At 52.2% G+C, this 25,646-nt stretch carries 28 protein-coding genes; 5 read left to right on the plus strand and 23 right to left on the minus strand.

Annotation, left to right across the window (positions count from 1 at the left end; genetic code table 11):
* Nucleotides 1–137 precede the first annotated feature (137 nt).
* From JNK54_06415 to JNK54_06495, 17 genes are all read right to left on the minus strand, one after another.
* A complete protein-coding gene (locus JNK54_06415; protein ID MBL8023898.1) occupies nt 138–1,511 on the minus strand; it encodes a hypothetical protein in 1,374 nt (457 codons plus the stop codon).
* A 252-nt stretch (nt 1,512–1,763) separates the two neighbouring features.
* Nucleotides 1,764–2,114: a hypothetical protein gene (locus tag JNK54_06420; protein ID MBL8023899.1), complete on the minus strand. Its 351-nt coding sequence runs from the start codon at nt 2,112–2,114 to the stop codon at nt 1,764–1,766.
* Nucleotides 2,115–2,412: 298 nt separating this feature from the next.
* On the minus strand, nt 2,413–2,730 hold the full coding sequence (locus JNK54_06425) for a hypothetical protein (protein ID MBL8023900.1): 318 nt from the start codon (nt 2,728–2,730) through the stop codon (nt 2,413–2,415).
* The gene (locus tag JNK54_06430) at nt 2,727–2,954 is read right to left on the minus strand and encodes a hypothetical protein (protein ID MBL8023901.1); all 228 of its coding nucleotides are present in this window, start codon (nt 2,952–2,954) and stop codon (nt 2,727–2,729) included. Before JNK54_06430 ends, JNK54_06425 begins: the two co-directional genes overlap by 4 nt.
* The gene (locus JNK54_06435; protein MBL8023902.1) at nt 2,951–3,148 is read right to left on the minus strand and encodes a hypothetical protein; all 198 of its coding nucleotides are present in this window, start codon (nt 3,146–3,148) and stop codon (nt 2,951–2,953) included. Before JNK54_06435 ends, JNK54_06430 begins: the two co-directional genes overlap by 4 nt.
* A 36-nt stretch (nt 3,149–3,184) precedes the next feature.
* Nucleotides 3,185–3,892: an ATP-binding protein gene (locus JNK54_06440; GenBank protein MBL8023903.1), complete on the minus strand. Its 708-nt coding sequence runs from the start codon at nt 3,890–3,892 to the stop codon at nt 3,185–3,187.
* Nucleotides 3,828–4,589, minus strand: a complete 762-nt coding sequence (locus JNK54_06445) for a hypothetical protein (protein MBL8023904.1) — start codon at nt 4,587–4,589, stop codon at nt 3,828–3,830. The genes JNK54_06440 and JNK54_06445 overlap by 65 nt, the downstream gene beginning before the upstream one ends.
* A gap of 498 nt (nt 4,590–5,087) precedes the next feature.
* Nucleotides 5,088–5,420: a VRR-NUC domain-containing protein gene (locus JNK54_06450; protein MBL8023905.1), complete on the minus strand. Its 333-nt coding sequence runs from the start codon at nt 5,418–5,420 to the stop codon at nt 5,088–5,090.
* Nucleotides 5,421–5,703: 283 nt separating this feature from the next.
* Entirely contained in the window at nt 5,704–6,564 is an 861-nt protein-coding gene (locus JNK54_06455; GenBank protein ID MBL8023906.1) for a recombinase RecT, read from the minus strand.
* A complete protein-coding gene (locus JNK54_06460) occupies nt 6,548–7,459 on the minus strand; it encodes a YqaJ viral recombinase family protein (GenBank protein MBL8023907.1) in 912 nt (303 codons plus the stop codon). Before JNK54_06460 ends, JNK54_06455 begins: the two co-directional genes overlap by 17 nt.
* The gene (locus JNK54_06465; protein ID MBL8023908.1) at nt 7,446–7,604 is read right to left on the minus strand and encodes a hypothetical protein; all 159 of its coding nucleotides are present in this window, start codon (nt 7,602–7,604) and stop codon (nt 7,446–7,448) included. The genes JNK54_06460 and JNK54_06465 overlap by 14 nt, the downstream gene beginning before the upstream one ends.
* A gap of 68 nt (nt 7,605–7,672) precedes the next feature.
* On the minus strand, nt 7,673–7,945 hold the full coding sequence (locus tag JNK54_06470; protein ID MBL8023909.1) for a hypothetical protein: 273 nt from the start codon (nt 7,943–7,945) through the stop codon (nt 7,673–7,675).
* Nucleotides 7,942–8,106 carry a hypothetical protein gene (locus JNK54_06475; protein ID MBL8023910.1) on the minus strand — a complete coding sequence of 55 codons (165 nt, stop codon included), beginning with the start codon at nt 8,104–8,106 and terminating at the stop codon, nt 7,942–7,944. The genes JNK54_06470 and JNK54_06475 overlap by 4 nt, the downstream gene beginning before the upstream one ends.
* Complete coding sequence (locus JNK54_06480) at nt 8,103–8,360, minus strand: helix-turn-helix domain-containing protein (GenBank protein MBL8023911.1); 258 nt, start codon at nt 8,358–8,360, stop codon at nt 8,103–8,105. The genes JNK54_06475 and JNK54_06480 overlap by 4 nt, the downstream gene beginning before the upstream one ends.
* Nucleotides 8,357–8,671, minus strand: coding sequence for a hypothetical protein (locus tag JNK54_06485; GenBank protein MBL8023912.1), 315 nt, complete (start codon nt 8,669–8,671; stop codon nt 8,357–8,359). The genes JNK54_06480 and JNK54_06485 overlap by 4 nt, the downstream gene beginning before the upstream one ends.
* On the minus strand, nt 8,668–8,967 hold the full coding sequence (locus JNK54_06490) for a hypothetical protein (protein ID MBL8023913.1): 300 nt from the start codon (nt 8,965–8,967) through the stop codon (nt 8,668–8,670). Before JNK54_06490 ends, JNK54_06485 begins: the two co-directional genes overlap by 4 nt.
* Nucleotides 8,968–9,335: 368 nt before the next feature.
* Complete coding sequence (locus tag JNK54_06495; GenBank protein MBL8023914.1) at nt 9,336–9,743, minus strand: response regulator; 408 nt, start codon at nt 9,741–9,743, stop codon at nt 9,336–9,338.
* A 134-nt stretch (nt 9,744–9,877) separates the two neighbouring features.
* Here JNK54_06495 and JNK54_06500 point away from each other — a divergent pair, with 134 nt between their 5' ends.
* The 3 genes from JNK54_06500 to JNK54_06510 all read left to right on the plus strand — a co-directional run bounded on the left by JNK54_06500 (nt 9,878) and on the right by JNK54_06510 (nt 11,760).
* On the plus strand, nt 9,878–10,288 hold the full coding sequence (locus tag JNK54_06500) for a hypothetical protein (GenBank protein MBL8023915.1): 411 nt from the start codon (nt 9,878–9,880) through the stop codon (nt 10,286–10,288).
* Nucleotides 10,285–10,689, plus strand: a complete 405-nt coding sequence (locus JNK54_06505) for a hypothetical protein (protein MBL8023916.1) — start codon at nt 10,285–10,287, stop codon at nt 10,687–10,689. The genes JNK54_06500 and JNK54_06505 overlap by 4 nt, the downstream gene beginning before the upstream one ends.
* A gap of 117 nt (nt 10,690–10,806) precedes the next feature.
* Nucleotides 10,807–11,760: a site-specific integrase gene (locus JNK54_06510; protein ID MBL8023917.1), complete on the plus strand. Its 954-nt coding sequence runs from the start codon at nt 10,807–10,809 to the stop codon at nt 11,758–11,760.
* A 27-nt stretch (nt 11,761–11,787) separates the two neighbouring features.
* On the opposite strand, the gene JNK54_06515 is transcribed toward JNK54_06510, so the two are convergent.
* Nucleotides 11,788–12,579: a ComF family protein gene (locus JNK54_06515; GenBank protein ID MBL8023918.1), complete on the minus strand. Its 792-nt coding sequence runs from the start codon at nt 12,577–12,579 to the stop codon at nt 11,788–11,790.
* Nucleotides 12,579–18,029 (minus strand): hypothetical protein, encoded by a 5,451-nt coding sequence (locus JNK54_06520; GenBank protein MBL8023919.1) that lies wholly within the window; start codon nt 18,027–18,029, stop codon nt 12,579–12,581. The genes JNK54_06515 and JNK54_06520 overlap by 1 nt, the downstream gene beginning before the upstream one ends.
* Before the next feature lie 100 nt (nt 18,030–18,129).
* On the opposite strand from JNK54_06520, the gene JNK54_06525 reads away from it, so the two are divergent.
* The gene (locus JNK54_06525; protein ID MBL8023920.1) at nt 18,130–19,206 is read left to right on the plus strand and encodes an LptF/LptG family permease; all 1,077 of its coding nucleotides are present in this window, start codon (nt 18,130–18,132) and stop codon (nt 19,204–19,206) included.
* The gene (locus tag JNK54_06530; GenBank protein ID MBL8023921.1) at nt 19,203–20,282 is read left to right on the plus strand and encodes an LptF/LptG family permease; all 1,080 of its coding nucleotides are present in this window, start codon (nt 19,203–19,205) and stop codon (nt 20,280–20,282) included. Before JNK54_06525 ends, JNK54_06530 begins: the two co-directional genes overlap by 4 nt.
* A 4-nt stretch (nt 20,283–20,286) precedes the next feature.
* Here the strand turns inward: JNK54_06530 and JNK54_06535 are convergent, their stop codons facing one another.
* The 4 genes from JNK54_06535 to JNK54_06550 all read right to left on the minus strand — a co-directional run bounded on the left by JNK54_06535 (nt 20,287) and on the right by JNK54_06550 (nt 25,646).
* Nucleotides 20,287–21,954: a M6 family metalloprotease domain-containing protein gene (locus tag JNK54_06535; protein MBL8023922.1), complete on the minus strand. Its 1,668-nt coding sequence runs from the start codon at nt 21,952–21,954 to the stop codon at nt 20,287–20,289.
* Between the two features lie 92 nt (nt 21,955–22,046).
* Entirely contained in the window at nt 22,047–23,351 is a 1,305-nt protein-coding gene (locus tag JNK54_06540) for a hypothetical protein (protein MBL8023923.1), read from the minus strand.
* Nucleotides 23,352–23,372: 21 nt separating this feature from the next.
* Nucleotides 23,373–24,242: a hypothetical protein gene (locus JNK54_06545; GenBank protein MBL8023924.1), complete on the minus strand. Its 870-nt coding sequence runs from the start codon at nt 24,240–24,242 to the stop codon at nt 23,373–23,375.
* 147 nt (nt 24,243–24,389) lie between these two features.
* The gene (locus JNK54_06550) at nt 24,390–25,646 is read right to left on the minus strand and encodes an adenosylhomocysteinase (GenBank protein ID MBL8023925.1); all 1,257 of its coding nucleotides are present in this window, start codon (nt 25,644–25,646) and stop codon (nt 24,390–24,392) included.

The following is a 25,646-nucleotide window of genomic DNA, read 5'->3' on the forward strand; positions in this document are numbered from 1 at the left end:
ATCCTTCGAGATGTGGTACTTTGGTTACTTTTTTAGTTTGTTGGCGTGATGTCACCATACCACCCCTAGTATGCCAGAATGTAAAATACAACCATAAGAATGATTATTAAACAGAAGATTGCAATCATAGCCCCCCATTAGGAATTGTTTTCTATCCACCGGACAATGTTTATTTGACCTTCAATCACGTCCATCGGGTCGTGAATACCTGTTTCCATTAACTCTTTTGCGAGTATAGCTCGGTAGAGGTTGGGAAACTGGTCCGGGATGTCGAGAGGGCCTTCTGCCATGGCGTCCATCTTTCTTGCGAATAGCGGAGAAATACATTCGTTCACAACGTCTTTGCTCACGTACCCATCGAAGTACCCCTCTAGGAACTGCCTTGCGTAGTCCTCGGATTCAATGCCTGGTTCCATTGCCATCGCCCATTGGTGGATTGGCCATGCGACGTCGTTAAACATCCACCCGGCACGCTCGTAGATCGAAGTCTTGATATCAAGCCGAAAGGCGTCCTCGAGGTCTTTAAACACCGGAACCTTCGTTTGGCCACTACTGGTGTAGCCGATGTTCGCCAAGTGAAAGGAGCGATGAATTAGCCCCATAGCATGAGACCCACGGAGGTGTTGGCCGACACTTCGGAAGAAAGCTGGTCCCTCGTGCCCCATGGGTTCCATTTCGTGGGTTATGTTGTTCAGCCAAACGTTATTTCGGCCCTCGCATTTGATACGGTGATCCTCTTCGGTCATGCCGTAAATCACGAAACCTGTTGGTTTGTTCCTGTGTCTGATCTTGTATCTCCCAAGGGCCATGGGCTCGTCGCCCCCGAAGTGGAGTCCAGCGGTAAATTCGTTCTTTGCGGATGTCATTAGCATGGTACCGGATGGGATATTTGTGTTGATATTCTTAACTATTGTTGGTATATCTCCCACCATTTTTATAATTCTGTCGGAAGTAAGGTGTGTCTTCAGGCGTCTAAACCACCCCCGCTGTGGCATGCAACCTTTGATCCGTAGGTGTGTTATTCCACCCGGGAGGAAATTATCAAGTTTCAAGTAGGCCGTGCGCCCTGCTGGGGATTCTATAGCGAATTTATGGGGGTATTCGTTCAGTAGATATTCTCGGTCGTCTTTGTCACCGGATAGGATAAGATCCAAAATATATTGGTCAAGCTGTGACAGGCTTTCCCATTCTTTGAATTTGGCGGACCATTCGTAATAAATCGGTGTGAGTTTGTGGATTTTCACCTTGATCCTGTCCAAAATAGGGGCGGTCTGAATATGGTAAATAGGCGTTCCGTTGATTTCCTCTTTGATCCACCCCCGCTTTGGGAATATGGCACCAGCTTGCTTGAACCTTGTTTTCGGCTCTTTGCCGGCCACACTGTATGATCTCAAACCGCTTGGGTATCTCAATTCCACCACCCCGTTATTATGAATCCGGCTAACTGAATTAAAAATGACGTTGTCTAGCCACCGTTTCTTAACTGGTATCCCGTTATCCAAGGCCATCACCGTGACATTTACCGCGAAATTGTTGGTCTTGCCGTCTTTCTTCGATAGTAGTGGCTGTTGCGATAGAGCCCATAATGACCACGGGATAAACGCCACGATTAAGCTACATATCCAGCGCACGGTTAATCAAATCGGCGAAGTCCATAGCCTCTCCCATAGTTTCAAATCGTTTGACTACAACATTTTTGATTAACACGATATTGTTTTGGTAGTAGGCTGGCCCCCGTGTGATCCTGAACATGGCGTCATCGACTATCCTGCCGTAACCCTTGGTGTCTCGTCTTTCTCCCATGGCTCACCCCATTCATCAGAATTTATGGCTACTTCTGCCACCAATAAAGCGGTTTCAATATCAAACGGGTCAATTTTTAGGATACGTTTACGCAACTTCGAAATCAGATCAAGAGCACTTCTCAGCCCATCCCGTGACCTACGCCCTTCTTCAAAAGCATCATTCAGTGCGTCGCACTTGTTTTTCATGGCCCGGACGAATCCAATAGTTTCTTGAATATGGAAAATCTCTCTGTGCTCGCCTGGACCGATAACCGAACATCCGATGCCTTTCAACCAAACGAACGAATATGGTAAATCGCTACCGCTCACCCGCGATGTCCTTCGCACAAGAGCAGTTAGGCTTTACCATTAACTTTATTCCGCTCACACGGTCCACCACTTCAACGTCTCGGGACGATATAGAGATGCACCGGGCGCGCTCATCCAGTTTTCCAGCCAAATACCCGAGATTCCTAGAGCTTTCCATCAAATCGCTTAATCCGCTATCACTTGTCATTTTCCCCTCCGCCAAACAGTTTGTAAACCAAATAACTAATTACAAAAGATACGAAGACCCCTATTGAAAAGCCGATCTTGAGTCCCATGATTAAGTTAGCGTCTATGGTCATTACCGCCCCTCCCCGTCGGCTTCGAGTGCCTTTTCTATTGATCGCGTGCTGGCACAATCGCAATACCCCTTAACATAAAGTAGTTCTTCCCTTAGCCCGTCCCGAGAGGCCCGGCCTGCCTTCCGGCCCTCGGCGTAAACGTTATTAACCAAATTGGTCAAAGCCTCTAAGTCTTTTTCTGTTTCCATCAAGTCGCTGATTTCAGGAGCCCACCAACGCCCTAGCCCAGGGCCAACTAGACGCGGACTAATGTAATCCTGCGTCCCATCATACTCTTCCGGCCTGCCAATCTTATACGGTCCATTAGCGTCGCTCATTTCTTCACCTCCCCGGCGCGGAGCATGGCGTCGGCCATCAGAAAGCAATCGTTGACAAGTCCTTCTCTGTCACATGACGTATTTGTTGTCGTTGATGCATTTGCCAAATGCCCCTGCAACGCCATCCCGGCGAACCATTCGCGCTTTGTCAGTCCCCATACACCCGTTTGCTTTTGTTCATGAGACATCGGGAACGCCGGACCACCGCTGTCAATCTCTCTCATCTAGCCCTCTCTTTTTCAGACGATTTACCTACTTTGTGCGCTAAGTTCAGAAGTTCCACAAGTCCCTCTTCTTCGGCGTATGTTGGGCATTTAAACCCGTTCGGCCCTAAAATAGCGTCTTTCACCATAACGAAAGGAGCGAAAAATCTAGATTTCTCTTTATCGTCCAATTTTTTGTATTTAATCTCGTTCATCTCTCCCCCCAATTCTGTCCGAAGGCCAGTGGTGCGTCATCTTGATACCCTCATATCTTTCCCCTTGATTTCAACAACGTCACACAACCCAGCAATTCTCGATACAATGCGGTCATCACCCATTTTTTTTGCCATGACATCAAGGGATAGGTTTGAAGTAATAACAAGCCCATGCCTTAGGTTCATGTCACGCCTATCGATTATTTCGTAGAGGACAGACAAGGCGTGTTCGCTGTCCTTCTGGACTCCAAGGTCATCGACAACCAATACCTGGACACTCGCTAACCTTTCGATTTCACGCTCTTCATCCCGTGGGTCTCGGAGCCGGAACCATCGGACAAGCGACGTGGATTTCAGCATCACACCTCCCTTCACACCGCGAACAATTGCCCCGGCCAGATGAGTTTTACCTGAACCAGCCGATCCCCAAAGATACAGGGATGATTTAGACGGATCGAAGGAACGGCATTTGTCAAAAGCCATCGCGTTTTCTTGCGACGTTTTGAACTTATCGAACGTGAATTGTTCGTAACCCTTTTGGCCCATCATTTCGATGATCCGTTCTTTTTCGGTTTCATTCCTCGCCATTTCCAATTCAGAAACAGATTGGCATGGAGGACAAACTCCACCGACGAGGCGGCTATACTCTTCACCGCAAACGGAACACTTAAGCCAAGCTTCAGGACAAGTGAGCGTATTTTCCAGGGATATACCCGGCTTCACCGACAATTCGGTTTTTTCCATTCGATCCTCCTTTCGGCGGGAATATCCCGGCGTAATTACACGCCATCGAGTTGTCGATGGATGCTTTCCTCTCATTTGGTGGAATAGCCCGGATCATACGCCAAAGAGATTCAAGGCCCTTTGTTTTGTAGCTTTGACCCTTTTCGCGTTTGTATTCCAGCCATCCCATGATGGATTCCCTGTCACCATCCAAGTCAAAAGGTATTTTGATCACCTTTTCTTGTTTGGGGGGTAAGGGGGGTTCTTTATCTTTTGGTTCTGTACTGTTTGGTTCTGTTCTGTTAGGTACTGTTGTGGAAGGTAACCGTATGGTTACCGTATGGTTTACGGGTGGTATATACAAATCCCGTATCCTATGCCACTTTTCGGGTGTCTTAGAGTATTTCCCGCGCAGGAAATGACCGTAATATTCCCACCAGTCATGAATTCGGAAGTAGGGTTCTCGATCAAGCCAACGCGCTGTAACCAAGCCCTCCACAAATCGGGTTGCGTCGTTCCCGCCGTTCAACCCAACGGCGCGAGCAATCCGATCATCATTGTGCTTCCGCAAGTCACCATCTTCGGCGTAGTCTACACACCACCACCAGAGACGGTGAAGTTTGGCCACACACTGGTCTACGTCCCACCCCATGGCTTCCATGAGGTCGAGCGTTTTCGGGTGTGACAAAATTTCTTTATGAGATGCTATCCAAGCCATTATTTTCTATCTCCAAATCAGCGAAATCGGACGGTTAACAATTTCCACAATGAAGTTGTTTTTCGTCTTTTCAGGGACGTGACTACCACAGAAATACTTAAAGAAAGACTTGTCTTTGTCCCGATAGTAAAACATCTCCCTTGGGGACTTATCGCACGTGTCGCAAATATGAAGGTCAGCGGTTCCCATGTATCATTACCTCAAAATGTTTTTGACTGCCTGTAACGATTGATAACCGATTTAGCAGATGGTATAGCCTCGATTGTCCGTTTAAGTTTCCCCTTATCAAGGCATCCAAGAGTTTCCCTGTATTTCTCCAATCCGGCCACAATGTGCGTCAAAGCCTCTACGGATTCAATCAGAAGGTCTTCACGGCAAACACATGAATGATGTAGTTGACAACTCATTTTGCCCCCTTTCCAAACTTCCAGAATATGAATACAGCCACCCACGGGGCGATTGAAACTAACATCAGCCACCAAAACGCCAATTGAGTTTTCATGGAAACAGGGCAATGACTTCGTCCAGTGACCGGACCACGCGGGCAATACAACCCTCGTTTCGTAGGTTATCAAGCCACGCCTTTTGTTCAGGCGTTAGTTTCCCGATCTTGCTTTTAAGTTCAAGCGCGAATGTCCGACCATCTTTGAAAACAAGCAAATCAGGGAACCCACGTTGAGTCGTGGCGTATCTGTCACGCCCATAGGCTATCCCGCCACCGCGTTTGTGGATGATTGACCCGCTTGTTCTTGTTCGATAGTGCGGTATCCGCTTAATGGCCAGGTAATTCATCACCGCGTTAGAAAGCCCCTGCTCCTCTCGTTTGTTCATCGTGGTGTCCCCTATTTGAAAACCATAGCTAGTTGTCCGGATGGCTCCGCATAAACAAACGGCTTCGGTAAATCCTCGATACGCCAATATGTTTCAGACTTGTGGCCTTCCACCCGGCACGGGTAGCAGACAATCGTTTTCCCCTCGCCGTTCAACTCCCGGCGTAGGTCCGTGAGACGCTGGCGATACGACGCCCCAAGATATGTCTGCATGATGTCGCCAAGCGTCAGACGCCCGCAGTGGTCCTCGAACAAACGCCTAAGCTGTTCGGTTTGGGTCATTCTTACTCCGGCTCCTGCGCGGTCCCGGCTTCGTCATCGACAACCGAGTCAATAAGTGGTTCCGCCCATGCCGTCGTACTCGGGACATCCAAGACATCCTGAACCCCGTAGCGGTAATCTCGGCTCGATTCGTCGTTTTGAATGGCCTTCTGGAGTTCAACGGAGAGCGGGAGGACTTTGCAAAGCTGGACCAAGACGGTCTTGAGGCACATACTATCCGTGGATGTTGCCCATGGGGAAGCCGCGTAAAACTCACCAGATTTTTTGTCCACGGTCTTTGAGTGCTTTTTCCCGTGGGCCAGGCAGTCCTCGCGGGACATGATTTCAAACACCTTACCCCCGTTCGATAGGGTAGCCACCACGTAATAAGCCACGGGCGCGCCACGTTTGGTCAGGACTGGCTTGTGCTTGAGATATGAGGATGTCCCCTTTTCAAACTCAAATTCGTCCTTTTCGTGGACAATCCCCCATTCAAGCTGGACGCTCTTGTCATGGCGGTAAAACATTTCGGCCAGGCCCTTATACCCAAGGACGAATTGAGCCTCCAAAACTGAATGCCAGGAACCGTCAGGCTTCTTCCGGCTGTTCCGAAACGGGAGGAGATACGCCCGGCCACCAACTGGCTCGATGCCCAACTGGGCGGCTGTGAACAATGCACCAAGAAAGCTCTCGGGGGTGCATCGGCCCAATTCGGGGTTTTGACGGACGCACGTTAAGGCGATCCGTACCAAGCGGTCAGACCTCAAATGTTCAGGGAGCGCGCGCCCAAGTTCCTTCGCGGACTTTTCAATAAGTGTCCGAAGGTCTGTCGTCCCATTCGTGCTGTTAGATAACTCTTTTCCTACTTCATTCACTTTGGCCATTGTCGTTCTCCTTTAGTTCTTTGATGATTAACTTCCGGTAACTCTTCTTCGTCGCGCACTCCTCATAAACTCCGGGGTGACGCTCTTTGACCATGTCCGTCGATAACCGACGGGAATGGATATTCCCCCAGTACACCTTCCGCATGGCTGGGGTCAAACCCGCTTCGGCCTTCCCGATCAACTGTCTTAAATCGTTTTCCGCCGTGGCAATCTGCCCGGCCAAGCTCTTTTCGTCCGCCTTGAGCCCGGCCAGGGACTCGATAATCGCGTCCGCCTTGTCGTCCAGCTCCACCGTTTCCCCTTCCTCGGCCACCGGGAAAAGTTCGTCCAGCGTGTCCTTGTCCCGCGGCCCGGCCATGGGCATGACTTGGGGGACCACGAACCGTTCCCAAAAATCAACCTCCCGGCGGATTAGGTCGGCTATCGCCTTTTCGTCCCGCTCGATGGTCTTGGTTTTAAAGTCTTGGTTCCCGATCAGAACGGATATGTAACACCGATCCGCCCCGGTGACGGCCAGATAGTGCATGGCCTGAATCACGTATTCCGCGGGGATCTCCTCAAGCTCCCATTCACGGGCCTTGAACGCGGAGCATGTCTTGGCCTCAAAAATTGAGTTTTCCCCAACCACGTCCCGGTCAATGTGCCCGCCAATAAATGGGTGGACCTTATGGACCAGCATTTTGTTCACCCGCCGGACCTTTTTCCCCGTCTTTTTCATAAACCGCCGGGCCACGTAGTCCTCAAGTTCCCGGCCCAGTTCCACGGCCTCGCTGTCCAGTTCCTTCGGTTGGACCTGCTTCGTCTTCTCGGCCCACACGGATAGTGGGCTCCCCCACCGGGAGAGGCCAATAATGGCCGCCGCGTCGCTCCCTCCGATGAAATTAGAGCGATCCATTCAATCCAACCCAAGCCCCATAAGCCGACGCGAACCCCATAATAAGGAGCGATGCCACCAGAAAAATCAGTAGCAATCCTGCCACGGCCTTCTTCTCCCGACGTTCGTCCCGGCAAGTTTGGCAATGGTCGCCGTAAAATTTCACTCTAAAATTCCGGCACTTTTCGCACTTAGGCCCCGTGTACATTGTTCTCCCGCCCTGGTGCGCTATCATTACCAAGCCGTCCAAGCGGCCCGAGGCCCTTCTCTCAGACACCGTTGCTCCGCGGGTAGGGCTGGGCGTTTCGACCATTTCGCCGTCGCCTCATATACGTCGGACCCTGGAACCCGCGCCCCGCAATGACAGGACACATACCAGCCTCCCACCGTGTCTTCGTAAAACGGGGCCTTGTTGCAAAACGGGCAGAAAGGGAGGTTCTTTTCCATCAGGTCCACCTCTTCGTCAAACCCCATAATCGTTTGAGGAATCATCTCGTCCGGGGTCATTTCGCGCCCCCAACCCCATAGGCGATTTCAAACGCCGTATAATAGGCAAGGTTAGAAAGCCGTATCATGGCCTGTGTGTCACGTTCCGCCCGCCGTTCAAGGTATTCGCTATGCATCGCCTGAATTTCCCGCTCAATTGCAACTTCGTCGGTTTTAGTCATGGCCTTACCCCCCTTTCGTCTTCGACACACGAAACAACCCGATCCGCAATGAACTGGTCCAAATCTTTCCGGCGGTAGACCACTCGGGAACCAAGCCGGACAAAAGGGATTTTGTATTCGGAGCGCATCCGCTCAATGGATGTCGTGGAGACACCCAAGTATTCCGCCGCCTGTTTCGTGCTGAACACTGGCCGGGTGGCCCCGTTGTTTTCGAGGGCGCGGGCGATTCGCTCTAAAAGGTGGGTGGCGGTCATCGTTTCATCTCCCTCATCCCTGGAAGGGAAAGCTGGTTTCGTTTCAAATCAACCCCTTCCGTGTTCCGCGTCGGGAGAGCGTCCCGCCAAGTCAATTTGAAGCCGTAACGTTCACGCATAAAGAGGAGCGTTTCGAGTGGGAGGAGGCGCGCCCCATAGAACGCCATCCAAACGGCGGAAAGACTCGGAGCATATTTCCCCATCGCCCCCACTAAGTCCCGGTGAAAATCCGACGGAGAACGGAATTCCTTGTCTTCAAGGAACCGCCGAAAATGGACAGCGGCTTGAAAGTGTGGCGTCCCGGTCTTCATTTCACCACCGTCATATTCGTCTCACGGGCGTGAGATTGCCAGACAAAAAAAATAGAGCCAGACTTATAAAGAAACCCGCCGATCAGGTTTGATCCGAAAGGGCGGGAAGGGGGTACGCCTTGACCTATATTGAGCGGAACAGGTATCATGGGAGGGTCAAAAATAGTCTCCTCCGCAAGTCCGGCGAAGACAAAACCGGATTGTCGGGTATCGGCCCGTGCGGAGGAGGAAAGAGGACAAAAAAATGCCCGACCGCTCTTCTTTGCGCTCGGGTTTTTCTCGTTTAAGTTTTTCATCTTGTCTCCGCCCCCGATAGGGTCATTGGATTTTTGTTTCTTTCGTGCTTTGTTCGGCTACGTGGTCAGTATACACGTGCTAACATGTAAAGTCAATAGGTAAAACGTGCTAGATTAAAAAATTTACAACTCTGTTACATTTGGGGGTTTTACGTCGAAGAAAGAGGATAATATTCAGCTTGGTTTGAGGTTAAATAGGGCCATTGTTGAAAAATTCCGCGCTCTTTGCACGAAAGAGAAGCGGAATTACAACGACCAAATGGAGATAATCCTAGAGGACTGGTTCGCCGCGAGGGAAAATCCCGCGGTGCCTAAAGTTTACGGGCCGGGCGAATACCCCCCGAAGGAAGAGGTAACGGGTGATACTGTTATATGGCCGTCAAAGAAACACCTTTACTCGGGACATCAGAAGCCGCCCACGAAATCACCCGGGCCACCGACGAGCGGAGATCGTTAATCCGAAACGGCTTAGATAGGAAGGCATCGAAGAGCTGATCAATTCGGTTCCCGTCCATGAAGCGGAGGCCGCTTATCCCAATGATCGGGATTTTAGGGAACTTCTGCCGGATCATTAATAGTAGATCGGACCCGTTCATTATCGGCATTTCATAATCGGTGACAACAAGATCAATGGTGTCGTTTAGTTTTTCGATTGCTTCAAGAACACTGCGGGCCGTTCTTGTGATATATTGATTTCGCTCGAAGTAGTGTTCTAATAATTCCAGGGGTTCGTGGTCGTCATCAACGAGGAGAACTACGTGGTTTCCGTTTTGCATGATAGGCTCCTTTGTTTCGAAGGCTACCTACATTGTTATTGTAAGTTCAGTTTAGGAAAAATCAATGGGTTTTTAGCCTGTTTTCCGTCGACGTATCAAAGAGCAAGAACAGAAAGAAGAGAAAAGGGGGCGTTATGAAAAAGTTTTTCCTTCCAGTTTTGTTTTCCATCGCGGGGTGTGCTGGTCTTCCGACAAACAACATTGACAACACAATCCCACCGACAACGCTAACGCTGTCAATGTCGAAAGATAAAGCCGCCACCGCAATTAAAAAATTGGTGGCATTGAATGGATGGAAGATGGAACAGGACACCCCAGGCTCGGGAATAATCGTTGCCGACGATCCTACGCGGATGCCCGGGTGGTTATTCTCCTATAACGTCCGCTATGTATTTACCATCGAACAGACAGAAAACGACACACTCGTTACGATTGATGGAGTCGCCGTTATGCACGGTGACAACGGCCCATTTGTTAAAAAGGGAAGAACATCTGCCCTTAAGATACAGGAAGAGAAAGTTGCCAAGGAACTTTTAGCCCAATGAACCTCCGCATTGAGTTCATGCGGACAAAATCTCCGGTATTCGACCGTATTATTTCCGTTGTCCGGCAATTCCCCACATTCAAAGAATGGGATTCGGACGGGATACACCTTTACTCCGTCGAGTTTGTCGAGACAGATTTTGAATCCGCCCGGACAGTAATAGACTTTGTTCGTGGGTGGAAAGGTGTTACCTATTACCGCGATGGCCAACTAATTTCCAAGGGGACCGCATACCGGGCCGCCTTTGACGAAATATTCCGCAAGGCCCGGCGGGAATCGGAACTTTCGAGGACGTATGGGAACACTCCGGCGGATTTCGTGAGAATCCAAAGACGCCTCAAAGAGCGGGAAGACATCAAGAAAGCCTTTGGTCTAGACGGAGACGGGACGGAAGAGCCGTAACCGATGCCTTCCGCCTGGGTAGAGTCAAAGCCGTCGAAGCGTGGCCGGGTTTGGCTCGTCCGATGGGAATCGGTATCAGATGGGGTGAGGTCGCGGGGGTCAAAGTCGTGCGGCCCTTTGAAAGAGTTCGCCGAAAAGTTCCGGGCCAAGAAACTCGAAGAGCTTTATGCCGGGAAGCTCGGAATAGCCCAGGCCCCCACCGAGACCCCGTGGCGGGAGTTCGCCACCCGCTACCTCGCCCACTGTAAGGCCCACAAGGCCCCCCGGACTTACACCAATTTTGACAAGTGGGCGGTTGACCATTTCACCGCGTTCGTTGGGAACCGCTCCCTGGCGTCCATCACCGGGGAGGACGTTGCTCGGTGGGAGAGTCGGCTCCTCGAGAATGGGAGCCCCAATACGGCCCGGATTCGGCTCCGGGCGGTCCGCACGGCGTTTAATTGGGCCGTCCGTGAGGGGTTGATAACCCGCACCCCGTCGTTCCACATGCCCCCGGCGGACGATGTGGGCAGGACGCTTTCAGACCCAGAGGTGGTGGCCCTTATGGCGGCCCTTCCCGACTGGCTCAAGCCACCCGTTGTATTTGCCCTCCATACCGGGGTTCGGCGCGGGGAAATGCTCTCCCTGGCATGGGAGCGTATCCAGCGGCCCGCGGGGGGCCTGTGGGAGGCGGAAATTGGTGGGGTCGGCGGTCCCACTACCAAGACCCGCCAGAGCCGCATAATCCCCCTCCACCCACGGGCTCGGGACGCCATGGGCACCCCACGGGCGAGGGGTCTGGTATTCGATTTTTCCCCCTCCTCGATTGTCCACGCGATTGAGGGAGCCGCCCGGAAGGCAAGTCTGGGGCGCATCCGATTCCACGATTTCCGCCACACATGGGCCACTAGGTTCATGCAAGCCACGGGGGATTTGTTCGCATTAATGAGGCTGGGTGGGTGGACAAGTATGGGAAGCGTGAGGGTATATCAACACCTCACAAAGGCCCGCTCGGACTCGGTTATTTTGGTGAATTACCCGCCAATCTCCCCACTAAAAAGCGGAGACATCGACGGTAAAGATCACGCTTGAGGTGCGTAAGCCGAGAGGCGTGGGGGTTCAAGTCCCCCCCCGCGCACGCTGGACATGAACGGGTTTCAATGAATCGTATTTTTGGGTTTCCACATCGCGGGCCAAAGTAAGGGCGTCCACACGGACCGCCCCCGCTTCTTTGAGAGCGCGCGCGCAGGACTCCAGAGTGGCACCTGTTGTGCACACATCATCAATGAGCAACACGCGTTGATTCTTTATCCCTTCCGGGTGTCGAACGACAAACGCGCCCTGAACATTGGTCTTCCGCTTTTCCTTCCCTAACCCCGCTTGCGCCCATGTCCAGCGATGCCGGACAAGGAGATCCGATTCCAAGCGCAATCCAGTCAACCCCGCAAACACCCTTGCCAACCGTTCGGACTGATTAAACCCACGGGCGTGCCGTTTTATAAAATGAAGGGGAACCGGGACGACCCGTTCCGCTCGATGGAGTTCGGGGCGGGAACGGAATGTCTCGGCGAGACACTCTCCCAAAGGAACAGCGATTTCCTCCCGTCGCCCATATTTAAACAAGAGGATCGCCTGGCGGAGCGACCCTTCATAGAGTCCCGCGCTCCGACAAAACCGAAACGATCGACGGCGCCCACGACAAACGGCACAACGAGCTCCCCCATCCGGAAGGGGCGTTCCACAAACCCGACACGCCAGGCCTGTCCACCGCGGAAAGTTTTTTTGACAGGGCCCACACAGACTCTGATCATCCCCCGACAGGTCCCCCCGGCACACCCCACACGAACGTGGAAAAACCAGATCCAACCCCACGCGCCTGAGCGCGCGGAAGAAGGAACCTTCCCCACCCATTAGAATTGGATAACCAATTGACTGTTGACTTCCACGGTCATATACCCATCCTCCGAACGGGCCCGATTGTTAATGAGCCCCAACTTCCCTCCGAACGACAGCCGAAAATTCTTGGATATTTCCCATTCCCCCGTGGACTCGGCGGTGTAGGTGTCGGTGTTGTCCCGTTCAAAATTCAAGCTTGAAATACGTCGATCAAACCCCAGCTTGGCGTCCAAGGTCAGGCGATTGACGTTGGCAAATATTTTTTGGGTGAAGGGGATTCGAAATCCTCCCGGATAGGATTTATCAAACCGCCCCAGGACAGACGCGGATTGAACTTGAATGTCCTGAAGCAGGCGTCCGGTCCCGTCTTTGGACACATCCGAACGGATTCCCCCACTCGGGGTTAACCGCCATCGGCCCAGTTTCGTTCCCACCTGAAGGGTGTGGTTGAATCCATCGAGAGAGGATTTCAAGAGACCTGTACGCAAATCTGTCGTCTCCCCTTTCGTTTTGGACATGCTCATGAAAATATCGTACCGTTTGATAAACGTTAAGCGATAATCCAACCCTTGGGTCAAATTATCGGAGGTGTCTTCCTTAAAGGTTTCCGCCGTTCGCTGGGTATACCTATAATTGACTTGAGACCCTCCCACCCACCGCTCCGTAAAGAAAAGTTTTTCCGTGTCCCGGAGGGTCACGATCAGGTCCGGGGACGTGCGGGAAGTCACATCCCGCGCGGTGAGGGTGTTCTCCGTGTGTTCGTTGGTGATCGTCAACGTGTTGTTCAAACTCATTGTTTTGAACGGTTCGAGCCGGTAAGGAAATTTGATCCAATCGAGCGGGGACCAATTCAACGCGTAACGGAGTGTGTTGCGGGCGGTGACTTGGCGTCGTTCAACCGTCGAATCCTCAAACTCCAAGGGAGAAAGCAACCCGAACATTTTCGACCCATCCCGCCGATCGACTTTGGCGACCTGGAACAGGGTAATTTTTTGCCAATCGGTGTAGCCCTTGGGCACCCCCCCATAGGAATCGGAAGAATCGACCCGAAAACTTGCGTCCATATTCAGCGATCGAAAAACACTCAATTTCGGGAAGAGATCCCGCGGAGCCAAACTTAAAAAAAGATCCCCCGCAGCGGTACGTTCAAGATTTTTTAAATTCGAAGCGGTGGGGGAGGACGCGGTCGGCAATCCGTTGGTTTCCGTTCCGGTTTGGGAAAAAGTCATGCGGGGTTCCAGCCAAGGGAAGATTCGCCACGACCCCGCCAACCCACGGGTTTGGCTAAAGGATTTTTCGTAGCTTTGCGTCTCGATGAACTGGGGATTTCTTTCCAGTTCCTCCGGTGAATAATCACGCCGCTCTGTCACCGTCCTTTGACTGTAATTGGGTGTAAAAACCAAACCTGTCCAAGGACGGAAAGCCAGACGGCCCACCCAGTCATCGGAGAACTCGCTCACGCGAGCGTTGGAGAAAACAGCGTTCGATTGAGTCACCGGGTCGGTGGAAATATTAAGTTGTTCCTCAAGCCTTTCCGGGAAAAAAGAATGGATAAAATTGGCGCGCGTGTATTTGAGGAAAACGCTTTCCGGGAGAGGCTTGAACATCAGTTTGCCGGGAAGGATGTCCGGCTGAACGGGCACCGCGTAGTCGAGTGAACCGGAATAGACGTTATTGTCCCGTTTGTCCTTGTTCGTGGTCGATTCGGTCAGAGTGCGTTCCGCGCTGTAACTGAGGGCGGGGAAGTTTGAAAAAAGGAATTGGCCATCGCCCCGAAACTGCGTGTTCTCTTCCCGTCCTTCAGACAAAACAGAAACAAGTTGAGATTGCCCGGTTTGGAGAACAGCCGGGGTGATGGTCTTGGAATGGGAATAACTACCGGAAAGCGGCATAAACCGCAATTTCGAAAAAGTCGCGTAACCGTTATAGGATTCCCGGTCTTGATTGACAACGGGGCTGGTCAAGGTTTGAAAGTTCCGGTCCACATTACGGAACCCGCCTCCAAAAGATCCCCACCCTCCCCACCGCCCATCGGCCGTAAATCGTCGGGCGTTGCCAATCCGAGTCCGGGCGCCCGACACATGGATTTCGTTCACCCACAGGGTGCTTTCAATGGTTGTCAAGGTATCGTTACGAACCCCGATTTTAAACTGCCCCAGCCGGGAGAGGTTGGGGGATCCGACCACCCTCACGCTGGACCCCGGCGTATCAGAAAAAATAGTCTCTGGCGTCCCGTCATTGTTTTGATCCAGGAGACGAATGGATTCTTGAACCCAACCGACCGTGTCGTTTCCAATGGGCCGAGAAAACTCAAAATAATCCGAGTCGGACCCGAATTGAACAAACAACGTCTCGCCCGCCGGTTGGCCCATGGGTCTCTGAAAAAAGAAGTCCAAGGATTTGTGATGAGAAAAATCCCGGGGCGGGCTGAACAACGAGCGGGTGGTGGCCGTCGATCCAGGAAGCAGTGTGAATTTAAGTTCCAACGCTTGCTCTCGCGTGCGGTTCTCCGCTTGATCTCCATAAAGGTCGTTAAAGGCCGGATGGCCGATCAGCGGGTCATAATCCGGATTGCTCAAATTATTGACGGCGGCCACCGTCATTTCAGCCCCATGAGACAACACAGGTTTCTCCCAGGTGTTTCCAACAAAAGAGATTTTCCCTATCCGCACTTTCGTTGTTGCAGGAGACGTGTTGGTCTGGGCATGGAAAGTTAGCCGAACATGCTCAACACTATTATATTTATCGGGATTGGATGTGATCCCCGATAAGGGAACACGAATAAACCGCCATCCGGTGAACCCCAAGTCAGAGATAGGGGAGGAAATCCCATTTCTGTCCGTTACTGTTGTCCCAAGGGGAAGATTGGACAATTGCAGGAGCGAGGTGGAAAAGTCAGGTTTGTCCACAGTAAGAAATCCCCCCCCATTGGCGTTTTCCGAATCGATTCGCCCGTTGTTTGCCCCAATAGAGGTCAGGACATCATCCGCATTATTGGGAATTCCATCCGCCCCCCAGGAACGGAAGGAGTATCCCACGTCCTCGTTGATGTTCAAGGTTCCATCCTTGTTCACGTCTTCCGTATCCTCCATTCCATCCAGGTCAGCGTCTTCATTAAAAATTCCCGCGTTCACCTCCAGGTCCACCCCTTGCCCCGCGCTCCCAAACCCTTCAAGCCACAATTCCATGTACATTTTTTTAGAGTAATCTTGCCCGCCCCCTTTGGGGAGAGATTGAATGAGAGAGCTTTTTTCTCTTCGCGAAGGATCACCGGGTTTTTGATAGAGGTTCTTCACCGCTACTTCTAAAACACGCAATTGTTCATTGTCATTCACCCCCGATTGGGCGGAGACCACATCCCTCAAATTGAGGGTGACCTCCTTGGCCGCCAGGGAATTGGGGTTCGTGGGAATGCCGTAATCCGTTGGATTCGACCCCAAAAACCAAAAATCAGGGTCCAAAATTACTGTATCTTCCTGGGCCACTCCTTCCATGGAGTCCACGAGCGCCTTTCCGTACAAATTGGGGTTTTCCCGTGACTGGGCCGCCTCCCCCGTGAACGACATTTTCAGATCTGTGAAAGGGATCTCCACATCCATGATCCGCCCGTCCGCTTCCAACACCATGAGACTAGAAGGGGTCGAACGCACATCCGGAACAACCGTCGTTTTAGGAGCAAAGGTGTACAAAAAAGTGGAACCAAACTCCAACTTCCCCGGAATCAACGCGAGTTCCGCGCGCGTTCCCACAAGGGTTTGCCCCAACTGCCCCCCAAAAGGAGCGTAATCATACGTCACCTCAATTTGGGAGTTTTCATCCAATTCATACTCGTTGAAGAACTGAAGCAACCCACTCCCGGAATCCAGGAAATAATCAATCTCGCTCTTCATGAGCCGGCCGTTCACCGTGACCCGCTCACTGCCAAACACGACGTTGGGACGAAGCTGGAAATCCCTTAAACGGTATTTGTATTCCGTTAAGAAACTGAATTCAGAGGTAGGAGAGGGCGCGTAAACCGCCGCATCGTTAACCCGCAAGTAATTTTCCGGATCAAACGTCCCCGTGGCGAATTTAATATTAAACACACCCGTATCAAAATCAACTTCAACGGTCGACGCCCCCTGCACCACGTCGGAGGATTTATACACCAGATCTCCTGAGGGCTTTAAAGGAATCACCTTCTCATTTTGGTTCCCATCCACGGTTCTTAAAATAAAGTTCCCGGAACCATTGTCCGGAATAAGCCGAATATTTCCAAACCTATAAAATGTTTTAATTTCTCGTCGATGGGCTGTTTCCAAGGGATCAATGGAAAGCGAATTATCTGAAACTGTTTTGATAACCTTTAACAAACCCGGGGTATTTTGATTTCGCAACCAGGACCCATCGTCCGCAAACTGGTAGTCAATGATCAGGACATCGTTGGCCGCCGCCGGTTGTTTCATCAACAGAATTCCCCGGGCCGCGTCCAGCGTGTAATCGTCCCCTGGTTTTAACAGGTCAAACTTTCCGGAATAGCGAGCCGCGGACACAGTAAAATCTTCTCCGGTCATATCCACCGTCGTAATATTATTGTTGGTCACAATCCCATCGTCACGCCAAACGATGGCTGTCCCAGCGACGATGGGCCGGGTGGTGAAGGCAACGGAGTAATATTGTTTTTTAACATAATTGTGTCCCGGGATGACCCGGCGCTCGAATTTCGTGGCGCCGTTAAACCGCTTCGTTTCCGTGGTTCCCTTCGCGCGGCTGCCGATGGCCAGAAGAGTGGCGTTTTTGTATTGAAGTTTCGTTCGCACCCCAAAGAGCTGTTTTGAAAAGGAAACGAATTCTGTGGAGGGGAGGGAAAGGGTGATGTCTCCGAACGCGGCCTCTTGGACGAATTCCCCCGGGTCGCCCTGGTACATCACGGAGATGTCCCGCTTGTCTTCCTTGGTGTCGTCAAAATCCACGTTCACTGTGATTTTTCGCCCGACCTTCCCCTTAATTCGGACCTGAAGCTCCTGACGCATTTCCATGTCGTTGGTATTTTGGTCCAACCCTAAATCTTCTGATCGTTTGGCGCTCTTGCGACGGGTTTGCGAAAGGCGAAGGGCGATCAGTTTTCGACCCGAAATACTGAGCCCGGAGTCGTAGGGGAGATCCACGTTGATGCCGGACGTTTCATTTTTAGGGGTGTCGGGAAGGGTCGGGGCGGACGCCTCGGGAAACGGATGTTCTTCCCGCTCGATTGATTCCCGTGCCTGATTCCACCTCCGTTGGTTGAACTCAAAAAGACCGTCATTGAAAACGGGTTCGGGCTCCACCGCACCTTTCAGGAGCGACTCTTCCGCTGGGACATCCGTTAGGCGATAGTCTTGACTGTGTGTGGGGGAAGAGAAAAAAACGACTCCCCCGACCGCAAGAAAAAAAGGGAGCGTCGCCCACTGGCGTAAAAAACGGTGAAAAAGCGGTCGTGGTGTCATTTGTATTTATAATTATGCAACAGTTTAGCCGTTTGGAATTTCTGCCCCTAAGGATAGAGCTAATTCGTCGAAAAATCAACCGAAATATTATAATGTTCCAATGATTCTTGCCCGATACCTTCTCCTCCAATTCCTGCCCCCCTTCTTTTTTGCTTTGACCCTTTTCTCAGGGGTACTGCTCCTGGACAAAATTTTTGACCTCATCGACCTCCTGGTGAACAAAGGCGTTTCTTTCATTCTGTCCGCAAAAATATTCATTCTCTTCCTCCCCACTATTTTAAGCCTGAGCGTCCCCATGTCCATACTTCTGGCGTGCCTCCTCACGTTCGGTAGGCTATCGGAAGATAATGAAATTTTGGCGCTTCGATCTTCGGGGCTTTCGTTCCGGCAAATACTGTGGCCCCCAATTTTATTCGCCGGGCTTGTTTCACTGGCCCTCGTCCCCTTCAACACGCAGCTTACGCCAAAAGCCATGGGCCAATTTCGTTCGATTTACCACAAAATAGCCCAAACAGACCCGTTGCAAATTGAAGCCAAAAAATTTGTCGCGGTTCGAAATGTTCGACTTTATGCTGGGGAGGTCGAAAAAGAACACAAACAACTGAAAGAAGTGTGGCTCTACCGACTTTTTCCAGACTACACGGAACGGGTGCACGCCCCCCAAGGGAAGTGGGAGGTCAATGACGAACGCCTTTCCCTCACACTATTGAATGGGCAAATTGAGCGTTTCGGCCATTCGGCCGCCGGGGACTTCATGCACATCGCCTTTAAAAAGTATGGGCTCTCGGTTCCCCTTCAACCGCCCGGTGATTCCCGAAATCGCAACTGGCGAGAATTCACCACCCCAGAACTTCGCCGTGAAATCACGCGGCGCTCGATTGTCCAGCTTCCGATCGGGGAATTACGTTCCGAATATCACCTACGTTTCTCCCTGGCCTTTGCACCCATGGCGTTGGCCTTGATTGGGATCCCCCTTGGAATGACGATTGAGCGTGGCGGTCGGGGCGTCGGGTTTGGCGCGGCGGTGGTGGTTCTCTTTTTTTATTATTTACTTTTAGTGATGGGGATGAACCTGGCCGACCGGGAATCCATTCCGGCCGTCCCTGCTCTCTGGATGGCCAACAGCGTCGCTGTCCTCGTTGGCCTGACTCTCTTTCGCAAAAGGTTGTCTTCATGACAAAACTCAACCGTTACGTTCTCACGTCGTTTCTGAAACCGCTCTTCCTCAGTTACGTGTCCATGACCATTTTGATCCTGATGGCGGAACTGATGGAACGGTTGGATAAAATAATTGCCAGCAAAGCGACCTTCTTGGTTGTGGCCCGCTATCTCTTGGCGTTATGGCCTGTGCGAAGCATGGAACTTTTTCCGGTGGCGGCTTTGCTCGCCGCGCTTTTTTCTATCGGGCAACTCTCGCGCCGCATGGAAATTACGGCCGCCATGGCGGGAGGAATCCACCCGTGGAGGATTGTTTCCCCTCTCCTGTATGTCGGGATCGCTCTCAGTATTTTTACCTGGGGGTTGGGGGAAGTCCTCACCCCCTGGGCCAACCGGGAAGTTAAAACTCTATGGAACGTGGAAATCAAAAAAATCACGTCGCCCCGGCAGTCCCTGTTCAATAACGTAACGGTTCCCGGCGAAGGGGTGTTCTACGCCATTGGGCTCCTCGACCTCAACAAGGAAAGGATGCAAAACGTTGTTATTGATTTGGTGGAAAACGGAGCCCCCCGCCATCAATGGCAGGCACGGGAGGGACTATGGACACCGGAAGGATGGCGACTGTTTAATGGCACGGAGCGCACCTACAAAGGGCTGAACCGGCTGGACCAACAAATTCCTTTTAAAGAAAAACAAACCACCTTACTGGACAAACCCGACGATCTTGTCCCTCGGGATCTTGACCCCGAAGAAATGAATCTGCGTGAGTTGGGTCAACACATTCAACGCTTAAAGATTTTAGGCATCGAAACCCGAAAAGCCGAGGTGGAACGCTACATGAAAACGGCCCTTCCCTGGGCCAACCTCATCATTGTCATGCTGGGAATTCCGTTCGCCTTTAACAAACGCGGAGGAAACGTGAGGGCGGTGGCTGTCGCACTGGGTGTGGCTTTCGCTTATTTCGGTCTACTCCAGGTGGGTCGCGCGTTTGGCCTGCGCCCCTGGTGCCCCCCCCTCTTCGGCGCCTGGTTCGCTAACGTCGTCTTTCTTATTATCGGCACGCGCCTTTTCATACGAATGAGATCCCTCAGCTAACTTTTCACCTCTGAAGAACAAAGGGGGTTTTAACTTTTTCCCCTTCCACATCAAACACCAGATAATACACGCCAGAAGCCACTTCCGCCCCCGTATCATCCCGTCCGTTCCAGTCATGTTCGTAGATGAAAGAGTAGTCAGAGAAATCATCCGATTCAGAAAAATCATCCATCTTCAATTCCAAAACACGCTCCCCCCTGAGGGTGTATATATTTGCTGAAAAGGTGTTGAGGGTCCGAGGCCGCGTGAGTTCGACACGGAACGTGCTCCACGTCCCAGAGGGTGCCCCCACACGGGTTTTCCCGGCCGCCGGGTTCGGATAGGAAATCGCTCGAGCGATAGACTGATGGTTGGTCACTCGAAAAATGTTGATGAGCGCGCTGGCTGTGGGCCCTCCCACCCCTTGGACGTTTGAGAGGACCAACGCCATACCGACTCCAGAAAACATGGGAATCGACCGTGTTCCATTTTCGAAGGCGTTCCCCCGGCCCGGATCACCGGAGCGAGGGTCTGCCGTGGTCCCATCCGCCTCGATAAGGTCAACACCTAAATGCCCAAAACCGTTTTGGGAGGGGGTGTTGACCACGTTGAAATTCAAAACGCTGGCATCCTCTGTTAAAGCCTTATCCACATGCCAAACCGCCAACCCGGCCGCCTGGGGGAGGAATCGGTCAAAACCGGCCGCCGAAGCCAATCGATATTCCAATAAAAAATAATCTAATCCTTCTCCAAAGATTTCCAGGGACTGCCCCGGCAGAAGTTCGATGGGGGACAGAGACACCGCCCCACTCGAAACCGACAGGGTGGCCCCAAACCCCAGAAACCTTTTGCTCCAAGCCCCCAAATGGGGTGGGTTCGATCCAACCGGAGATCCTGTCCAAGGATAATCCATAAGGTCCCACGCCCCAGCCGTCGAACGCCCACCCGGAACGGATATATCATAGAGGTCCGGGAGACCCAGCTGGTGACCATATTCATGACAAATAACCCCAAGAGCACTGGCACCAAGTTCCCGCTCAGGGACGATCATCACCCCGTCAAATTCATGACCATCCACGCGAACGAAACCCTCCGGCATGGCTTCCGCCGGATAGAAAAGGGACCAAATATCCGAAGGCCTTCCTGTGGATTCTTCGCCATACCCCGCGTGATAGATCATCACTTGATCGTAATCGTTAAAATGGATGGAAGGGTTCGCGGCCGCCGACGCGGCAAGGATCAAGGAGGGGACATTGCAGCCGGGGTTGTCCCCACAATTGTTTCCGTAGGTCGCCAACGTTCCAGGCAGAGAGAAGATGGAACTGATCGTAAACGTGGGACGAAAAGTTTCGTAAGAATTTTCCACAAAATAATCTTGAACCTGTTGAAAAAAACCTGCTGAGAGGTCCGTTGAACCAAAAGAAAGATCCGCAAATTGAACCCGCAACACCAAGACGCGCGGGTTAGGCATGGGGGAAGCGCCCATCAGAGCGGGTGATCCCCGAAAAGCCGAAACACGCCTTTCCATCCCCTGACGATTCACAAAACATGTTTTCATCCCGATCCGAACCTCCTGCCCAGGAGCAGGAGGCACAGCCCCCCCCCTCACCGCAAGCAAACCGAACCCAAGAAACAGGGCAATCCAGGGACCAAGGGAGAGAGGGTTTTGGCGAAATAAAGAGTTCGTGTTCATCGCGAGATATATTACAAAGGCTGGATGGAAACAGGCAAAAAAAATCCCCGGCTCAATCACCGGGGACCTTTTTCTAAAATGATGGTTTCTGATTATTTCTTTGCGGGGAGCGTTCTCGGCGTCGGGGCCGACGGGCGGGAAACGGGAGGACTTTTGAGAACTTTAGCCGCCTTAATCCTTTCCCGAGATTCCGTCTTCCCACTCCCAAACCCCAGGGTGAACGAAATTCGGTGAGCCGGATGCCGCGAAGAACCCGCAAAGGGCGACAGTTCATCCGCGTAATAGGCGTAATCCAGTTTCAAGGCAGGCCAATCGATCCCCACGCCTCCCGTAAAGTACCCCTGATTCGCGCCCGCGCGCAATCGCAGGAACCACCAGCGGTACTCCGCCCCCAGATGGAAATGCGTTCCCGCCGTATCGGCTAACCCGCCGTTCTCAAAGACCTTACTTTCTTTGTTGGCAAAGTCCCGCAGATCGGCGGCTAAAACCAGTCGATCCCGCAGGGGAAGACCAAAGGAAGGCAGTCCCAATCGAGCGGGGGTCCAAGCGACGCCCATGTTCCAACGGGCGGGGATCGTTTCGGAGTAGGGGTCCTTCGCCGCGTAACCGTCCTCAGCCTCACGGGCATCAAAATCGATCTTGGTCCCGCCAAAATCCGCCACCACGAGAGCCACGTTCCAGCGAGGGGTCGGTTGGTAGAGCGTTCCAAAATCCCAACCCACTCCGCGCCCGATCTGGGCCGGAGGCGTGGAATAATCGTCCAAGGCAAAGACGTCCGCCCCGGGTTCTTCGATTCGTCCTCGTCGGATAAATTTCATGTTGGCGCCCAACCCCAAGGTCCCTGGAACCCGGGGGATATTTTTTAATTTCACGGCCATGTTCCCGGCAGGAATGACGTCCACATTGATATCGTAATAGAGCTGAGGAGTCACGATAATGGGCTTAAAACCGGCTCGCCCCGAAACCTGGCCAAAGAAACCCGCCCCCCAATGGAACCGACCAAAGAGGGGGCCTGACAAATAACTGACGTTAGGGGCCGACAACCCAAAGGAAGGTTTGAGAGGAACCATTTCGTTCTGAATCCTATTTCCCAAAGCGACTTGCTCTGTAATCGGGAGCGTATCAAAGTCCTTGAGAGCCGATTCATTGTCATCAAGGAATTGATAGAAATCGATCGCGTCTTTGCTCGCCGTTAATGACACATTGACAAAGTTCACCAACGAACCGGTGCGCTGAACCGTTCCCGCAGGATTGTAAAAAAAGACATTTTGATCATCCGCGATCGCCGTCACCGCATCGCCCATCCCCAGAGCCCGGGTTCCCCGAATCATGGCCGGCGCTTCCGCCGAAAAAACAGGGACAGCCCCCACTAAGAAAAGCATGAGTAGTTTTTTCATAAAAATCTCCTTAATGACGACCTATATCCCATCGGAGGGATGGCTCGGACCGGTTGATGGTAAGGAAGAAGGTATTTCAGGACAGTAGCCTCTCACGTTATTGGCGTAATCGGAGTAGAGCTCGTTGACATCTTCCTTGATGTCCCATAGGGTAGAGCCCGCCACCAGGTTCAGTTTCAGAGCGGCACCCTCGAGGTTTAAGATTCCCCACCCTACGTTGTAGGCCGAAGGGACAACATAATCCTCGCAGTCTCCCTCGGAATAAGAGCCCTGCAACAAGATCACCGAATAGTTCCCGTTTGATTCTCGAATATCAAGGAGGGAGGCCAGCCAGGGTTTGGTTACGGCCTTCAAAAGCCGGGCCAGCCCCAGATTAATGAGCAGGGAAGAATCGTCTCGTGCTATTTTACCGTCGGATATTCCCAAACGGATTTTCTCCAGGTTGACGATAACGACACTCAAGGCCGCGTCAAGCGCAGGCACATTGATTTGGTTCAACAAACTGTTGGGATTCGTCTCCGAGGCGCTCAGGCTCCCCAAGGAAGACTGGCGAATCGCTCCACGGAGCGGCGCCCCGCTGATCACAGCGTTTCCCGCTGTTAAATTCGATATCAGTTGGCCAAAGTTCAAACCCGAAAGACCCATCTGAGCCGCCGCCTGGCCAAGAAGAGCCTCGGAGTTTCCCGGGTCTTTAGACAAAGCTTGACTGAAGTATTGGTTGGCTTTGGCGTAATTCAGGTTTCCCAAAGCCGCTTGCCCATCGGCCACGAGGCTTTCGGCGTCTCCCGACCCTTCCCGGTGCAAACCGCCAAAGAGATTGTTGTTTTTACACCCCATCAACACACAGAGTCCCAACAAACCGATCGAACACCACAGGGCACTTTTTTTCATTCGATTCCTCCTCCACTCGAACTTTCGAATGGCTTCAATAAGCCTAGGTCAAGAACGTTTCCATTTCAAGGGATAAAAAAAATGCCGGGCGGCTAAAAAGCTCCGCCCGGCATTTTGGTTGAATCGGTAACGATGTCTTTCGCGGGGTTAAGTTCCTTCTTGCCAGGAAGCCAGATATTTCTTCTGCTGGGGAGTCAGCGTATCGACCCCGACGCCCATGGCGGCCAATTTCAAGCGGGCGATGTCCCGATCGATATCGACCGGAACGCTGTGAACTTTCTTGGCAAGCCCTTTGGCGTTCTTCACCATATATTCCGAACAAAGAGCTTGATTGGCGAACGACATGTCCATCACGCTGGCGGGATGGCCCTCAGCGGAGGTCAAGTTGATCAAACGCCCCTCACCTAAAACGTGAATCCGACGCCCGTTAGGAAGCTTATATTCATCCACATAGGGTCTCGCCTGCCGTTTCGTTTTCGCCATTTTGGCTAAGGCGGGGATGTCGATCTCAACATTAAAGTGCCCCGAATTGGCCACAATAGCCCCGTCTTTCATCTTCTTGAAATGTTCGGCGCGAAGAACAGCGATATCCCCAGTGACCGTAATGAAAATATCTCCAATCGCGGCGGCCTCACCCATGGGCATCACACCAAACCCGTCCATCACGGCCTCAAGGGCACGGAACGGGTCCACTTCGGTCACCACCACATGGGCTCCCAACCCGCGAGCCCGGCTGGCCACACCACGACCACACCAACCATAACCGGCAACAACCACGGTTTTTCCAGCGAAGAGAACGTTGGTGGCCCGTAAAATCCCGTCCAGGGTGGATTGCCCCGTGCCGTATCGGTTATCGAACATATGCTTGGTCAGGGCGTCGTTAACGGCAATGATGGGGTATTCCAACACCCCATCTTTTTCCATGGCCCGCAAACGAACGACGCCGGTGGTGGTCTCTTCCGTACCGCCGATCACATCGGGCAGTTGGTTCCGCCGTTCTTTATGCAAAACCCCCACCACGTCGGCCCCATCGTCCATCGTAATCTGGGGACGGTGATCCAGTGCGGCGTAGATGTGTTTGTAATAGGTTTTATTGTCTTCGCCCTTAATCGCATACGTCCGAATACCGTGTTTTTTGACCAACGCCGCGGCCACTTCGTCTTGGGTGGAAAGGGGGTTGGACGCACACAGAACCACGTCCGCCCCGCCCGCCTTTAACGTGATGGCCAGGTTCGCCGTCTCTGTTGTGACGTGCAAACAACAGGACATCCGAATCCCCTTAAAGGGCTTTTGCTTCGTGTAACGCTCTTTAATCAAACGAAGAACGGGCATCTCCCGCTCGGCCCACGTGATCAGGTTTTCACCCGCATCAGCCAAACGAATATCTTTGACGTCATATTTCAT

It is taken from the genome of Elusimicrobiota bacterium (assembly GCA_016788905.1).
GTDB lineage: Bacteria > Elusimicrobiota > Elusimicrobia > FEN-1173 > FEN-1173 > JADKHR01.

Excerpts from the sequence above, each read along its gene's own strand:
- JNK54_06425 (MBL8023900.1), bottom strand. The coding sequence starts at position 2,730 with ATGAGCGACGCTAATGGACCGTATAAGATTGGCAGGCCGGAAGAGTAT.
- JNK54_06430 (MBL8023901.1), bottom strand. The coding sequence starts at position 2,954 with ATGAGAGAGATTGACAGCGGTGGTCCGGCGTTCCCGATGTCTCATGAA.
- JNK54_06435 (MBL8023902.1), bottom strand. The coding sequence starts at position 3,148 with ATGAACGAGATTAAATACAAAAAATTGGACGATAAAGAGAAATCTAGA.
- JNK54_06440 (MBL8023903.1), bottom strand. The coding sequence starts at position 3,892 with ATGGAAAAAACCGAATTGTCGGTGAAGCCGGGTATATCCCTGGAAAAT.
- JNK54_06445 (MBL8023904.1), bottom strand. The coding sequence starts at position 4,589 with ATGGCTTGGATAGCATCTCATAAAGAAATTTTGTCACACCCGAAAACG.
- JNK54_06450 (MBL8023905.1), bottom strand. The coding sequence starts at position 5,420 with ATGAACAAACGAGAGGAGCAGGGGCTTTCTAACGCGGTGATGAATTAC.
- JNK54_06455 (MBL8023906.1), bottom strand. The coding sequence starts at position 6,564 with ATGGCCAAAGTGAATGAAGTAGGAAAAGAGTTATCTAACAGCACGAAT.
- JNK54_06460 (MBL8023907.1), bottom strand. The coding sequence starts at position 7,459 with ATGGATCGCTCTAATTTCATCGGAGGGAGCGACGCGGCGGCCATTATT.
- JNK54_06470 (MBL8023909.1), bottom strand. The coding sequence starts at position 7,945 with ATGACCCCGGACGAGATGATTCCTCAAACGATTATGGGGTTTGACGAA.
- JNK54_06475 (MBL8023910.1), bottom strand. The coding sequence starts at position 8,106 with ATGACTAAAACCGACGAAGTTGCAATTGAGCGGGAAATTCAGGCGATG.
- JNK54_06480 (MBL8023911.1), bottom strand. The coding sequence starts at position 8,360 with ATGACCGCCACCCACCTTTTAGAGCGAATCGCCCGCGCCCTCGAAAAC.
- JNK54_06485 (MBL8023912.1), bottom strand. The coding sequence starts at position 8,671 with ATGAAGACCGGGACGCCACACTTTCAAGCCGCTGTCCATTTTCGGCGG.
- JNK54_06490 (MBL8023913.1), bottom strand. The coding sequence starts at position 8,967 with ATGAAAAACTTAAACGAGAAAAACCCGAGCGCAAAGAAGAGCGGTCGG.
- JNK54_06495 (MBL8023914.1), bottom strand. The coding sequence starts at position 9,743 with ATGCAAAACGGAAACCACGTAGTTCTCCTCGTTGATGACGACCACGAA.
- JNK54_06500 (MBL8023915.1), top strand. The coding sequence starts at position 9,878 with ATGAAAAAGTTTTTCCTTCCAGTTTTGTTTTCCATCGCGGGGTGTGCT.
- JNK54_06505 (MBL8023916.1), top strand. The coding sequence starts at position 10,285 with ATGAACCTCCGCATTGAGTTCATGCGGACAAAATCTCCGGTATTCGAC.
- JNK54_06515 (MBL8023918.1), bottom strand. The coding sequence starts at position 12,579 with ATGGGTGGGGAAGGTTCCTTCTTCCGCGCGCTCAGGCGCGTGGGGTTG.
- JNK54_06520 (MBL8023919.1), bottom strand. The coding sequence starts at position 18,029 with ATGACACCACGACCGCTTTTTCACCGTTTTTTACGCCAGTGGGCGACG.
- JNK54_06525 (MBL8023920.1), top strand. The coding sequence starts at position 18,130 with ATGATTCTTGCCCGATACCTTCTCCTCCAATTCCTGCCCCCCTTCTTT.
- JNK54_06530 (MBL8023921.1), top strand. The coding sequence starts at position 19,203 with ATGACAAAACTCAACCGTTACGTTCTCACGTCGTTTCTGAAACCGCTC.
- JNK54_06535 (MBL8023922.1), bottom strand. The coding sequence starts at position 21,954 with ATGAACACGAACTCTTTATTTCGCCAAAACCCTCTCTCCCTTGGTCCC.
- JNK54_06540 (MBL8023923.1), bottom strand. The coding sequence starts at position 23,351 with ATGAAAAAACTACTCATGCTTTTCTTAGTGGGGGCTGTCCCTGTTTTT.
- JNK54_06545 (MBL8023924.1), bottom strand. The coding sequence starts at position 24,242 with ATGAAAAAAAGTGCCCTGTGGTGTTCGATCGGTTTGTTGGGACTCTGT.
- JNK54_06550 (MBL8023925.1), bottom strand. The coding sequence starts at position 25,646 with ATGAAATATGACGTCAAAGATATTCGTTTGGCTGATGCGGGTGAAAAC.